Below are 13,304 nucleotides of genomic sequence, written 5' to 3' on the forward strand. Positions count from 1 at the left end.
GAAACAGACCCTAGCTGGATGAACACGTTTTATGGAGTAACCAATGAATAATCAACATGTTGTTGTCGTCAAACACCCATTAATTCAGCATAAATTAACAATTATGCGTCGAAAAGACACAAGCACAGTTAAGTTTCGCGCCCTAATGCACGAAATTAGCATGCTTTTGGCTTATGAAATAACCCGTGATTTGGAAATAGAATATGAAGTAATCGAAACTCCTTTAGCGTTAATGGAATCTCCTGTTTTAAAAGGAAAAAAAATGGTGTTTGTTTCCATTTTGCGCGCTGGAAATGGATTAGTCGATGGCATGTTACAACTTGTACCCACAGCAAGAATTGGGCATATTGGTTTATATCGTGATCCTATCACATTAGAGCCCATTGAATATTATTTCAAACTTCCAGAACACACTCAAGATCGCGATGTCATTGTCGTTGATCCTATGTTAGCCACTGGTAATTCTGCCATTGCAGCAGTCAACGAAATAAAAGCCTTAAGCCCTAAATCCATAAAATTTCTCTGCCTTCTTGCTTCCCCTGAAGGAATAACAGCATTCCATGAGGAGCATCCAGAGGTTCCAATTTTTACTGCAGCAATAGACCAAAAGCTCAATGAAAAAGGCTATATTATTCCTGGTTTAGGCGATGCAGGAGATAGACTTTATGGAACAAAACTGGAATGCTAGTTCCTGAAAATTAAATTTACTTTACAGATGAGTAAAAATTGCGGTACAAAGCAGGTTGAACTTTATATTTTTACTCAGATACATATAATATTGTTGAGACATTATCCCAATAGTGTTAAAATAGAACAGAATATGCTGGGTATACATCTAAGGGTTGTTTTAATGGCATCGAATGAATCTACAACGCTACTATCACCGCTAACCGTAAATAAAAAAAATTCATGGACAAAAAATAATACAACTTGGATGTTAAGCCTTTATGGAACCGCAGTCGGAGCAGGAACTCTTTTTCTGCCTATTGATGCTGGGCTCAATGGGATTTGGCCATTAATTATAATGACCTTACTCGCATTTCCAATGACCCACTATTCTCATCGCGCTTTATGCCGTTTTGTGTTATCAGGCTCTACGACAAAAAATGATATTACCAATGTAGTAGAAGAACATTTTGGTGTTTTTTCAGGACGAATCTTAACTGTCTTGTATTTTTTTGCAATCTACCCAATCCTACTGATGTATAGTGTAGCAATTACCAACACTACTGAAAGTTTTCTTGTGCATCAATTAGGTGTTTCAGCACCTCCCAGAGCCCTTTTAGCCATCATCCTTATTCTTGCCTTAATGGCCATAGTCCGGTTTGGACAAGAAATTATAGTCAAATCAATGTCCGTACTGGTTTATCCTTTTGCAACAATTCTTTTATTTTTATCCATTTATTTAATTCCCAATTGGAATGATGCCATTTTGCAACAAAATAACTCCTTACATGCTAATGGTGGACATGGATTGCTGATGACTTTATGGTTAGTTATCCCTGTGATGGTATTTTCGTTTAACCACTCTCCCATTATTTCCTCTTTTGCTGTAAATCAAAAAGAGCGCTATGGTCAGGATGCTGATCGTAACAGTACGTGGATTATGCAATACAGTCACTTATTGATGGTATTTTCAGTCATGTTTTTTGTATTTAGCTGTGTTTTTAGTCTCTCTCCTCAGGACTTATTACAGGCGAAACAACAAAACATCTCTATACTCTCCTATCTGGCAAATCACTTTAAAACGCCTTTGATTGCTACTGTTGCACCAATCATTGCTTTTATTGCAATTTCCAAATCGTTTTTAGGCCATTATCTGGGTGCGAAAGAAGGACTAAGCAGTATTATTATGAATCTGCTCAAACCCTCAAAAATAACCCTCAGTGACACTAAATTACAACGAATTGTGGAAATTTTCATGATATTGACCTGTTGGTTAGTCGCTACGATAAATCCCAATATCTTAAAAATGATAGAAACGCTTGGAGGCCCTGTCATCGCCATACTTCTGTTTATCATGCCCATGTATGCGATTGCTAAAATTCCAGCAATGAAAAAGTATCGCACAGCAGTGATCAGTAATGTATTTACTACCATTATGGGCATTATTGCGATTTCAGCGATAGTGTATGGTTTGCTTTGAGCTTACAATATTGTACTGATATTGCAATAAACTCTCCCAAGCCTATAGAGGTCTTTAGTTGTGTTGCTGAAGAGGAGACCGTGGAGAATTGGACTCCTGTAATTGCTCTCCTTCTCCACTCTTAGGTTTAATGTTGTTTAAAGCGTCTTTCATTGAGTTCACTTTCTGAATTGACGTTGTTGGTTTCGTATAGAACCCCGCCGTAAGTACGAAAGCTACTGCTTTTGCTATATTGAAAAATATGCTTTTCCACCCTCTGGCGTTTTTTAATTCGCTATTTTGGGCTTGTTCAATATGTTTACTGCAATTATCAACAAATGCTGTTTTATTTTTGGCATTAGGTTCTTGCTTAATAAATTTATTTCTTTCATCTACTAAATTATTGTAAAATTTTTCTGCTTCTTTAGCGGCAGTGGGATAGCCTCTACTCTCTAGACTCAAAGCCTGTTCTTTTACTTCCTTTAATTTTTCATCGAAACGTTTTAGTAATAGCGTAAAGTTTTCGGGTACAGGATCTAACTCTTTAAACTGAAGTTGTGAGAGTTGCCTTGAACTTCTTGGAGTAGTGGGTTGATGTTCAACTGAAGAAGGTACACGGCCTACCGTATGAGTTTTTATCCTCTTTAGAAAAAGTAAACCATGCCCACCAATTGAATACTGAATCAGCAAAATGGATAATGACTACTCGCTTAGGTTATCATGCTGAATCTGACCTTTTAGCTTTCATTGCGCTTAATAAAGCCAAAATTCAATTTGACGTAGAAGACTTATTGTCAAAAAGATTATCAGGAAAAATTTTAATGATTACCAGGTTAAACGGTCTTACTCAGGATGTGTATAATGCATTAAAAACCAATAGCTCCCAGCTACGATTACCATTTATACGGTGTTTGGATTACTTGGAAAAGAAGAATATAGGAACGCCAGAGCTTATTCTTCGTCTTTGTAATAATGAGCTCAAACTTAACCAATTATATGAGCTATTTGAGACAGTGAATATTGATACTGCGTCGCAAAAAGCAATGTTATCTCAAGGTCTTATTCATAATATGAATAATCAAAAACCCAATTCGGCAAGTCATGAAATAGCCCCATCATCCCCTAATCGATGCTATGAACCATGATTGATTTAAAACGAGCTCAATACAAAACACACAGATACAAGCTTATTTTGCAGCTATAGCACTATATTAAAAAATTAGTTTTTTTTATCATTATTTAATCATGTTTTTCAACAGGCAGGGCTATTTTAATTCTCACCAAAATGTGAAACAATTTCCCATTCTCCATTTGAGTGTTTTTCCATGCACGTTGAATTTCACCACTTACCCATTGAAAGCATTCAAGCTGGCCAATATCAAGCACGAGAAGATTTTAACACTACTGCTTTACAAGAACTCGCTCAATCCATTGCCTCACAAGGCTTAATAGAACCGCTCATTGTGCGTACCATTGCGAAACATCGCTATGAAATTATTGCTGGAGAAAGGCGCTGGAGAGCTGCAAAAATAGCAGGATTGCCAACCGTACCTTGCCTTATAGGAAATTACACGGACAAACAAGCTTGTGCCCTTACCTTGATCGAAAACATTCAACGCGAAAATTTAAATTTGATTGAAGAGGCAAGTGCCTATCGACGTTTAATTGATGAATTTAATTATCAGCAAGATGAAATAGCCACTCTGGTAGGAAAATCACGTAGCCATATTGCTAATATTTTACGCTTGTTAAGCCTAAGTGAACCAATAAAAAATTTAATTCGTGATAAAGCCTTATCACTAGGTCATGCCCGCATGCTCGTAGGGCTTGATGTTGCTCAACAAGAATATTTGGCTGTTCAAACTATAAACGAACAATGGTCAGTAAGACAACTTGAAAATGCAGTAAAAATACAAAAAAGTAATGAGCGCTCTTCGCCAAAAAATGCTAAAAAAGATCGTGATGTTGAACGCTTACAAAGCGTTTTAGCGGAACAAGTCGGTGCTCCCGTACAAATAACCAATGACAATGACAATGGCGGATGGTTAAAAGTAAAATTTTATGATAATGATACGCTTGCGGGACTTTTGGAGCGTTTGGGCTTACGATATGATTAAAGCATGCTTATATCTCCAAAAAAAAGAGGAACAACATTGATGAAAAAGACGTTAATTGGCGCATTTTTCGTGACATTATCCTCAGTATCACAAAGTGCTCGGATACAAAATGAAGTAGATAAATTAATTCACCAAATTAATCCGAATGTTAATCTCGGTGCTGTTGTTGTTGATCTTACTTCAGGAGAAACTTTATATCGACGTAATGCTGGACGATTATATATCCCTGCAAGCAACATGAAGCTTTTTTCTGAAGCCGCAGCCTTAATGGTTCTTGGGCCTGATTACCATTTTAAAAATCAACTCAGTATGGGTTCAAGCAAAATACAACAAGGTGTGTTGCAAGGAAATATTTACCTACAACTCAGTGGGGATCCTTCTTTCAGTAGAGAAGACCTAAAAAAACTTCTGTCTTCTTTAAAAGAATTAGAGATCAATACCATTCAAGGTAATGTATACATTGACAGCAGCGTAGCTGAAGTTAATCCCTATCCTCCAGGTTGGTTAACCTCTGACTTAGCATACAGTTATGGCGCACCTAACGCACCAGTGATGATCGATGCAAATCGTTTGACCGTTACTGTAAATCCAGGAACACACGCAGGAGATCCCGCGATAGTTGAAGTAGACGATGGTGGGGGAAACATCATACTAAAGAATCAGGCAACTACTAAAGCCAAAACTCAAGGTTGTGGTGTAGGTTTTAGTTTAGATAAAGAAAATCATTTAACGGTACGCGGTTGTGTGGGGGCTGGGCAATGGGCAGTACAACAACGAATGGCAATCAAAAATCCTTTAATGTATGCCCAGGCCATGATCCAAAATCAGTTAGCCAAAGAACATATTCAACTCAATGGTCAAGTTCAATTAGGTAAAACTCCGAGTAGTTCATTATTAATTGCAACACAATATTCAAAGCCCCTATCACAATTAATGGCTGATACGTTGAAACCTTCTGATAATTTATATGCAGATAGTTTGTATTTGCATGCTGCAGCAAAACTTAATGGTTCCGCAGTTAACTGGCAATCAGCACAACCTATAGTTAAGAATTTTTTACAATCTCAAACAGGTATTGATTTTACGAATGCAATCTTTACTGATGGTTCGGGTTTATCTCGCTATAGCTTAGTCACCCCTGAGCAAACCATATCCTTATTAAAGTTTTTATATCAACGATTTCCTTTATCCTACGAATATATAGCTGCTTTACCTATATCTGGACGTGATGGAACCTTACAAAAGAGGTTTCGCATCCCAAGCCAACAAGGCTTTGTTCGTGCTAAAACAGGTACTATGGTTGGGATAAACAGTCTTTCTGGATATCTTTATACAGCGAATGGCCATACATTAGCCTTTGCTTTGTATGTCAACCGACAACCAGGAAAATCATCAGGTCCTGGACGACCCGTTTTAGACGCGTTATGTACTTATTTCTTAAAAAATAGCCCGAGTAGTAGTCGATTAAGTCGCGTTTTTTCACCACATCAACGCATCAGTTTTCAATCAAATCCTACTCAAGCTGAGAAACAAAAAACGCATCAAGCTAAATGGAGACGTTTGGAGTCTGCGATACGCATGTCTTTAAAAGACCAACTTGTCAATGTTGTGTATCGTAACAATGAACTCATCGTAAACGATAACCAAGCAGATCCTGACAAAGTATGGTCCGCATTACAATCTGTTGTTAAAAAATATCCTTTTGCAGTGATGTTATCCTCCAAAACTTTAGCCATAAATCCTGCTGGCGGCCCAACATTATTGTGGGTACAAACATTAAAAAATCCAAATCAAGTACAGAGAATTTGGAGCATTCACGAAGCAACTTAAAAATAGCAAAATTACCCGATATTTATCCTTAAAGGCCGGTAAAAAACTATGGAGAAATTGATTGAACTCACTCTTTAAGCTTATTTTTTTAATCAGTTGGTTTATTCATCCTGCATACGCAAATTTGAATTTTCTCACAATCAGCGACATTCATTATGGTGAAAATAACGTATCTCGTGATGGAGGAGATACCGGACCAGAGTTTCTCAACATTACTATGAAGAAATTCAAAAAATTAAGTAACCAGGTCAACTTTATTCTTTGCTTAGGCGATTTACCGACTCATTCATTATTTAATGCAGCTACAAAAGGAGTCTATGAAAAAAAGGTATTTGACGAATTGTATATAAACGACGTGAGCTTAAAACCCATTTTTTACATTACTGGCAATAATGATTCTATAGGTGGAAATTATCAACCATTTTCATCAAATGGAGCTTCTCCTTTAAATTTTGCTACGGATTGGCATGGAGCATGTGCTCACTGTAAGAAGTTAATTATTAACGATGATCACATGTATCGCGACGGCTATTACTCGAGTTATGTCATCCCCGGAAATAAAAAAATCATCTTAATTGCACTCAACGCCAATCAATGGGCAGAAACACCATTGCTCTCACCATATCCTCACCAAAAGAAAGATGCTTTAGAACAGCTATTTTGGTTGGAACAACAATTAAAAGAACACCATGCGGAACAGTTATTAATCGCGATGCATGAACCACCAGGCGACTCATATATTGGGAAACCAGTTTGGCACAAACAATATTTAAAAAAATTTATAAATATACTGAACAAAAACCAACAATCATATGGGGAAATCACACTATTAACTGCTCATTCCCATATGGATGAATTTAGAAAAATTCATTTAGATAATGGTAATAATATATATACCTTTTCTACTCCAGGCATCAGTCGTAACCATCATAATTATCCTGGAATGAAAATCTTCACGCTAAATAAGAAAATGAAGGTTGAAAATTTTACTACTTATTATACCAGTCACTTAGATAAGTGGGAAAACCAACAGTATCAGGCATTAAATAATTCCAATGCAATTTTTCCTCATTGTCGCAATAAAACATTATCTCAATGCCTAAATGAATTGAATACACAACAAATATGTGGTTATGTGGACCAGGGTTTATTTTATGGAGTAAAAAGCCCTATAGTTCCAAATGATTGTAATAAAGTATATAAGGTTAACTAACTCTATCTAATAGAGGCCTGTTGACAATTCTCCTATACTGGGCAAAATGGCTCTAATTTATCATTTTTTATCTTTAACTTAATTAAAGGACAAATATGAAAGCACTTTACACAGCCACAGCACGTACACACGGTGGAAGAAATGGACATATTGAAACATCAGATGGCTTATTAAAAATCGATCTGGCGATGCCCAAAGAGCTGGGTGGCCAAGGTGGAGGTACAAATCCTGAAGAATTATTTGCTGCTGGGTATTCTGCTTGCTTTGAAAGTGCCATTCGTCATGTAGCTCGATTAGAACACATACCTCTTAAAGAAGCATCTATTCTCTCTCAAGTCTCCTTATATCCAACACCTGAAAAAGGATTTAAGCTTGGCATTGAAATACATGCTTATATAGAAGGGTTAAATCAAAAAGATGCGGAAGAACTAGTAGCAAAGGCAGATAAAGTTTGTCCATACTCAAATGCAATTCGTAATAATATTGAAGTAGAATTTAAAATAATTACTGAGTAACCATAACTTAGTTTGTATACTGCTGCCCGAGAGTATCGCCCTCCGTGAAGACGGAGGGTCTAAAAACAACTTGCCAAACACTAAGAAGCCGTTTCTGAAATAAACAAAAACCACTTTACATAAATACGCTATTACGCGCATTTATCAATCCTTGGCTACATTTAAGAACTAACTCATGGTCATCTGTTTCGAATCATAAAGATGCGTATCAACTGCCGTTGCCAGTGCCTTAATAGTGTCTTCCAAATGCGTAGTTTTCTTACCTGCAAAAAAATCATAAATAGGATACTGATGCCTTTTTATCATTTTCATATTCTCTGTATCTTTGGTAAATTTTTTTATCAATGCATCTATTTCATGCAAATTACCACTTTGACATTTCAGTTCAAAAACAAACTGTTTTAACAAGTCACCTTCTTCACGACGTTGAGGACACCAGGATTGCCCTAAATTTTTTGCATCTGAATAAATAGTATTTATTATTTTTACGACATCATCAGGCAAATGAGTATATGAAGCTGAGATACAATGGCGAAACATATCTTCTGCTTCTTTACTGCATCTTCTTTTTACAGGTTCTGGCGGGATAAATTTAAAGACCTTATTATAATCTTCTTTAAACATTACAGCTAACCAACTGTGGGTATCCATACTGGGATGTATGTCATCCCAAAACATATAACCATCTGCAGGAGAGATATGCTGTTTTTGATATTCTGGATTTTTTTGATTTTGTTTAAACTCTGCGGAATTAATATAGGGCGATTTTAATTTATCTTTATCAAATCCATATTCTTCATAATGAGTATACATCTTTTTAAATGGAGAATTAGCATCAAATATTGAAAGATTCAACGGTATATTTAAATCTTTGTATTTTTCAATCAATTGGTTTACCCTAACCGCTAATTGATCATTAAAATGATCAGAACATTTCGCTGCATTCTCCTGTTCCTTTTTACCTTTTGCTTGGAATCTTGGAGTTAACGAAAGATCGGGTAAATTGACCAATACAAAATTTCTATAACCTTGCTGAATAAGCATTTCAAGATTTTCAATACGTGCATTCACTGCATTATCCGCTTCAATTAAAGTTGGCTCAGCATTGACCGTCAACAAATCATTGGCTCCAGACCATTCAATAATCAATGTTTCAGATTTTTCTTGTTCTGTAATTTTATATTTTTTATCCTCATCAGAAAGCTGTTTTCGCTTATCTTCCAATCTGGATAATATTAATCTTAGAAATTCATATTTAGGATGTATTGTAAATTGACTTGCATAATCATCAGAGGTTAATCCTGCTTCACAATAAAAACGCGCAAGACGTTCACCTCTAAATAAAATATGCTTATCATTATTTAAACTAAACGCTTTTTCATTTTTTTTTAGTATATTGAAATCATTAGCCAAAATTGCATCCGCAACATCAGCATTGCCTCGAGGATCATGGTTAATTTTTAATTTTTTTCTTACACAATCAATTTCAAAATCCTCAATAATCGCCGTCACGAAATAGTCACCCCAAACAAATCCATTAGTAAATCTACCTCTGGGGGAATCATACCCTACTTCATTAAAATCACTTAAAGGAATAAATCCAAATAATTTACGTTTATCAAAGGTTCCTCTATCAGACAAACTATCTCCAAGTACAACAATACGGCTAATCCTAATCATTGTCACATTAATCTCCTTATTAATGATTATTGATCCATGACTCTCACCTAAATTGCACAAAAAGAAAAAATACATAACCAAAATCCTCTAATCCTTGATTATGTCTAAGGGCGAAAGATCAAAAATAAAAGATTACAAATTTTATGTAAAAAGATAATCAGTATCGAATAAAACTACGGCTAGTAAAAAAAGAACATCATCCTGAGAAGCAACCTGAGGTGCTAAGAAAAACCTCGACTTTATTCATCAAATAATTATTCTGATGCATCACTCATGTTAAAATAATGAGTTGGTTACTTAGACAGTTCCTGATAATATAAACTTATTTTTCTAAAAAAGTCTATGAAAAACAAACATTTTGATCTTATTGTACTTGGTGGTGGAAGCGGCGGTATCGCTAGTGCTGTTCGCGCTGCAAAATACGGTTCCAAAGTAGCGGTGATTGAAGCAAGCCACTTAGGAGGGACTTGTGTCAATTTAGGGTGCGTACCTAAAAAGATCATGTTCAATGCGTCAATGATTGCTGACATGCTTCATCATGCACCTGATTATGGATTTAATGTGGTGACTGTACAACTGGATTGGAATACTCTTGTCAATCAGCGTAATGCATATATCGATAGGTTAAGAGAGAACTATGCAAAACGTCTTGCTCAGTACGACATCACTTTAATTCAAGGTAAAGGTGAGTTTCATGACGGACACACAATCAAAGTAAATGATGCGCTTTATCAAGCACCTCATATTATTATTGCAACTGGGGGCGAACCATCCCAACCACAAATTCATGGAATACAACATGCAATCGATTCAGATGGTTTTTTTTCCTTGACAAAGCAACCCCAAAAAGTAGCAGTAATTGGTAGTGGCTACATTGGTGTTGAATTAGCAGGGGTCTTACGTGCTCTGGGCAGTGAAACTCATCTTTTAATGAGGGGTACAAAACCTTTAAGTCGCTTCGATGCCATTTTAGGAGACACTCTGCTAGAAATCATGCAACAACAAGGAATTCACATTCACCAAAATCATCGCGCACAAGAAATAAATTTACATAGTGATGGTAGAAAATCGATTGTATGTCAAAGTGGCTCTATTATTCATGATATAGACGTGATCATTGCTGCGGTGGGGAGAACTCCGCGAACCGCCCCTCTGCATCTTGAAAAGGCAAACGTTACAACCGATAAGCAAGGTTTGATTTTAGTCGATGCTTTTCAAAATACAAGTACTAAGGGAGTTTATGCCATAGGAGATGTCACTAATGCACCCGCTCTTACCCCAGTAGCCATAGCTGCAGGGCGTCGTTTGGCAGATCGTTTATTTGGTCAACAACCCGATGCCTGTTTAAGTTATGAGAATATAAGTACGGTAATCTTTAGTCATCCACCCATGGGAACTGTAGGTTTAAGTGAGGAAGAAGCCATTGAGCGATATGGTAAAGAACACATCAAGGTTTACCAAACTCGTTTTACACCCATGTTTGATGCATTCGCTACTCAAAAAACACCAACGGTAATGAAACTGGTTACTTTAGGCCAGGAAGAAAAAATTATTGGGCTTCATGTTATCGGATTAGGTGCCGACGAAATGCTCCAAGGTTTTGGGGTCGCCGTAAAAATGGGGGCATGCAAAAAAGACTTCGACAATACTGTTGCCATTCATCCCACAAGCGCAGAAGAATTAGTAACTATGGTGTAATTGATATGAATGATGCAATTCGTACTTTTCAAGGTAAAGCCCCTTCTTTGGGTCAAAGAGTTTATATCGACCCCAAAGCTCTAGTCGTTGGTGATGTAAGCTTGGGAGATGATGTTTCTATTTGGCCTATGGCTGTTATTCGTGGTGATGTCAATTCCATTAAAATAGGGAATAGGTGCAATATTCAAGATGGCTCTGTTTTACATGTTACTCATGAAGGCCCATATACCTCTGAAGGCCAGCCCTTAGTTCTAGGTCAAGGAATTACAATCGGTCACCAGGCTGCATTACATGGATGTGTCATTGATGATTTTTGCCTTATTGGCATGGGAGCAATTGTCTTAGATGCTGTTCACATACAACATCATGTAATGGTCGCCGCCGGTTCGTTAGTAACTCCAGGCAGCCTACTTAAAAGTGGTTATTTATATCTTGGAAGTCCTGCTAAAGCTGTTAGAAAGTTAACAGCTCAAGAACAAGATCATTTAGAATATTCAGCACAACATTATGTGCGGTTAAAAGATAAATATTTAGATTAAATCGTACTTTTAATTAAACTGTTTACAGGAGCATCTTCTATAAACTCATGCTCCTGTTGTTTTTGCTGATGCATTATGCCAAAAGCATTCAATAACTCCCCATGATTCACCACTGTCTGTTGTTTTGATTTTTCATAGTCACTAAGTCGTTGATCCATTCGCTCTAGAAGCATTTCTAATCTCTCATTGTTTGCAGCTAGTAAATGACTCATTTCTTTAATTGTTTCAATCTCTTCTTCCAGTTCAACCAGTCGCTTTTCAATTGTCATTTGGAGTCCTTAAGATAAATAATTTTAAAACAAAAAATCATTAGGCTAATTTTTTTCATTAAAAAAATACCTAGTCCTTTATTAATGTGAGTGTATCTTGTTAATTGTTTTTGATCGAGATAAAAATTTAGCCACTACTGTTATTTTTCATTTTTAATATAGTGCCCCCGAACCAGGCTGATCTAATTTGTTTTGCGGAACTACTCTGCTGAAAACTCACTATTCACCATATATATCTTGGCTATACCCTTAAGTTTTATTCTGATAAATATCAGATAACAAAAATCTAATAGTAGGTTAAATGGTGAGGAGGGACTGACTAGAGTGATTCAGCCAGTCTCCCAGAAGTCCATTGTGATTGATCTTAGCCATCGACAATTATGAGATTGAACAGCCTGCTGTTTTCTACATACATTTAACTCTAACATCACTCTGATTTGACAGAGTTAGATTATTGCTTAAATTATGAATTAAATTTGCAATGTTTTTATCTGCATCAATCCAAATCTTTGAGACTTCTTCAACTGTTAAACCATCTAGCTTCGCAAATGCTGCTTTAACTTGAGCTTTTTTATAACCCTTTGGCACCGAAAAATAACCATTACCAAAACAGCTTTGGCCTGATTCTATATCCCGTACATCAAAAATAGCTGCAGTAACTAATTTGCTCGCAAGTCCATGGGCATTAAGTTGCTCAACAAGAGCAGCATCATGTTTGTCCATATTCCCTCCTTCTCTAGCAACTTTAATCATAAATATCGGATCGTGAAAATCACCACCTAAAAAAGATTGAGAGAACATTAATTTCATTTAGACAATACCTTATTGTTATAATAATGAATAAAATCAAACTATTGCGCTTGGCCAATTCCTCTTAACTTTAAGAAAATTTTATTATTCTTAAGGAGAAGATAAGTTGCAGTGATTTAAAATAATTTCAGTGAACCGCTTATATCATAGCGGCGACATGATATTATAAATGCGATTTAAGATCCATAAAATGTTCCATCAGACTTAGTTAATAACATATCCTCAGATTACGGGTACATACTGCTTTATTCAATGGACGTGGTTTTAAAGTGTTGCGATTTTGGAATAATTAATAATATATTGCAACAAAAAGCATCGGTTATTGAAGTAATCATACAAGCCCTAGGTGAAACAGCAATTGGATATTCAACTATTCTACCTTAAGAGTAACTGTAAGAGCTTAAAGCGATTTGAAAATAGGTTATTGACGTATCAAAAAAAAAGCGGCTAAGAAGCCGCTTTAAGAAAAAAGCCCTGGCGATGACCTACTTTCACATGAGGAAACCTC

The 13,304-nt window shown here is 36.2% G+C and carries 13 protein-coding genes; 9 read left to right on the forward strand and 4 right to left on the reverse strand.

The window, feature by feature from the left end:
• The first annotated feature begins 43 nt into the window (after positions 1–43).
• Together upp and Lsan_RS05395 are read left to right on the forward strand one after the other, a co-directional pair.
• Complete coding sequence (upp, locus tag Lsan_RS05390; protein WP_058513485.1) at positions 44–688, forward strand: uracil phosphoribosyltransferase; 645 nt, start codon at positions 44–46, stop codon at positions 686–688.
• Between the two features lie 162 nt (positions 689–850).
• Entirely contained in the window at positions 851–2,146 is a 1,296-nt protein-coding gene (locus Lsan_RS05395) for a serine/threonine transporter (RefSeq protein WP_058513486.1), read from the forward strand.
• A 54-nt stretch (positions 2,147–2,200) separates the two neighbouring features.
• Here the strand turns inward: Lsan_RS05395 and Lsan_RS05400 are convergent, their stop codons facing one another.
• A complete protein-coding gene (locus Lsan_RS05400) occupies positions 2,201–2,815 on the reverse strand; it encodes a hypothetical protein (protein ID WP_237762045.1) in 615 nt (204 codons plus the stop codon).
• Between the two features lie 8 nt (positions 2,816–2,823).
• Here Lsan_RS05400 and Lsan_RS22855 point away from each other — a divergent pair, with 8 nt between their 5' ends.
• From Lsan_RS22855 to Lsan_RS05425, 5 genes are all read left to right on the forward strand, one after another.
• Positions 2,824–3,270: a hypothetical protein gene (locus Lsan_RS22855; protein ID WP_237762046.1), complete on the forward strand. Its 447-nt coding sequence runs from the start codon at positions 2,824–2,826 to the stop codon at positions 3,268–3,270.
• Positions 3,271–3,450: 180 nt separating this feature from the next.
• Complete coding sequence (locus tag Lsan_RS05410; protein ID WP_058513487.1) at positions 3,451–4,242, forward strand: ParB/RepB/Spo0J family partition protein; 792 nt, start codon at positions 3,451–3,453, stop codon at positions 4,240–4,242.
• Positions 4,243–4,281: 39 nt separating this feature from the next.
• Complete coding sequence (dacB, locus tag Lsan_RS05415) at positions 4,282–6,072, forward strand: D-alanyl-D-alanine carboxypeptidase/D-alanyl-D-alanine endopeptidase (RefSeq protein WP_058513690.1); 1,791 nt, start codon at positions 4,282–4,284, stop codon at positions 6,070–6,072.
• A 61-nt stretch (positions 6,073–6,133) separates the two neighbouring features.
• Complete coding sequence (locus tag Lsan_RS05420) at positions 6,134–7,285, forward strand: metallophosphoesterase (RefSeq protein WP_058513488.1); 1,152 nt, start codon at positions 6,134–6,136, stop codon at positions 7,283–7,285.
• A 95-nt stretch (positions 7,286–7,380) separates the two neighbouring features.
• Positions 7,381–7,800: an organic hydroperoxide resistance protein gene (locus Lsan_RS05425; RefSeq protein WP_058513489.1), complete on the forward strand. Its 420-nt coding sequence runs from the start codon at positions 7,381–7,383 to the stop codon at positions 7,798–7,800.
• Between the two features lie 168 nt (positions 7,801–7,968).
• Here Lsan_RS05425 and Lsan_RS05430 read toward each other — a convergent pair whose 3' ends face one another.
• On the reverse strand, positions 7,969–9,480 hold the full coding sequence (locus tag Lsan_RS05430; RefSeq protein WP_058513490.1) for an SGNH/GDSL hydrolase family protein: 1,512 nt from the start codon (positions 9,478–9,480) through the stop codon (positions 7,969–7,971).
• Between the two features lie 342 nt (positions 9,481–9,822).
• On the opposite strand from Lsan_RS05430, the gene gorA reads away from it, so the two are divergent.
• Positions 9,823–11,178: a glutathione-disulfide reductase gene (gene gorA / locus Lsan_RS05435; protein WP_058513491.1), complete on the forward strand. Its 1,356-nt coding sequence runs from the start codon at positions 9,823–9,825 to the stop codon at positions 11,176–11,178.
• A 5-nt stretch (positions 11,179–11,183) separates the two neighbouring features.
• Complete coding sequence (locus Lsan_RS05440; RefSeq protein WP_058513492.1) at positions 11,184–11,717, forward strand: gamma carbonic anhydrase family protein; 534 nt, start codon at positions 11,184–11,186, stop codon at positions 11,715–11,717.
• On the opposite strand, the gene Lsan_RS05445 is transcribed toward Lsan_RS05440, so the two are convergent.
• Positions 11,714–11,986, reverse strand: a complete 273-nt coding sequence (locus tag Lsan_RS05445; RefSeq protein WP_058513493.1) for a hypothetical protein — start codon at positions 11,984–11,986, stop codon at positions 11,714–11,716. The genes Lsan_RS05440 and Lsan_RS05445 overlap by 4 nt on opposite strands.
• A gap of 405 nt (positions 11,987–12,391) precedes the next feature.
• The gene (locus Lsan_RS05450) at positions 12,392–12,796 is read right to left on the reverse strand and encodes a hypothetical protein (RefSeq protein ID WP_058513494.1); all 405 of its coding nucleotides are present in this window, start codon (positions 12,794–12,796) and stop codon (positions 12,392–12,394) included.
• Positions 12,797–13,304 lie beyond the last annotated feature (508 nt).

It is taken from the genome of Legionella santicrucis, from assembly GCF_001468135.1.
Taxonomy (GTDB): Bacteria; Pseudomonadota; Gammaproteobacteria; order Legionellales; family Legionellaceae; genus Legionella; species Legionella santicrucis.

Bases quoted from the DNA above. Each gene is read 5' to 3' on its own strand.
- upp (WP_058513485.1), top strand. From the start codon at position 44: ATGAATAATCAACATGTTGTTGTCGTCAAACACCCATTAATTCAGCAT.
- Lsan_RS05395 (WP_058513486.1), top strand. From the start codon at position 851: ATGGCATCGAATGAATCTACAACGCTACTATCACCGCTAACCGTAAAT.
- Lsan_RS22855 (WP_237762046.1), top strand. From the start codon at position 2,824: ATGACTACTCGCTTAGGTTATCATGCTGAATCTGACCTTTTAGCTTTC.
- Lsan_RS05410 (WP_058513487.1), top strand. From the start codon at position 3,451: ATGCACGTTGAATTTCACCACTTACCCATTGAAAGCATTCAAGCTGGC.
- dacB (WP_058513690.1), top strand. From the start codon at position 4,282: ATGAAAAAGACGTTAATTGGCGCATTTTTCGTGACATTATCCTCAGTA.
- Lsan_RS05425 (WP_058513489.1), top strand. From the start codon at position 7,381: ATGAAAGCACTTTACACAGCCACAGCACGTACACACGGTGGAAGAAAT.
- Lsan_RS05430 (WP_058513490.1), bottom strand. From the start codon at position 9,480: ATGATTAGGATTAGCCGTATTGTTGTACTTGGAGATAGTTTGTCTGAT.
- gorA (WP_058513491.1), top strand. From the start codon at position 9,823: ATGAAAAACAAACATTTTGATCTTATTGTACTTGGTGGTGGAAGCGGC.
- Lsan_RS05440 (WP_058513492.1), top strand. From the start codon at position 11,184: ATGAATGATGCAATTCGTACTTTTCAAGGTAAAGCCCCTTCTTTGGGT.
- Lsan_RS05445 (WP_058513493.1), bottom strand. From the start codon at position 11,986: ATGACAATTGAAAAGCGACTGGTTGAACTGGAAGAAGAGATTGAAACA.
- Lsan_RS05450 (WP_058513494.1), bottom strand. From the start codon at position 12,796: ATGAAATTAATGTTCTCTCAATCTTTTTTAGGTGGTGATTTTCACGAT.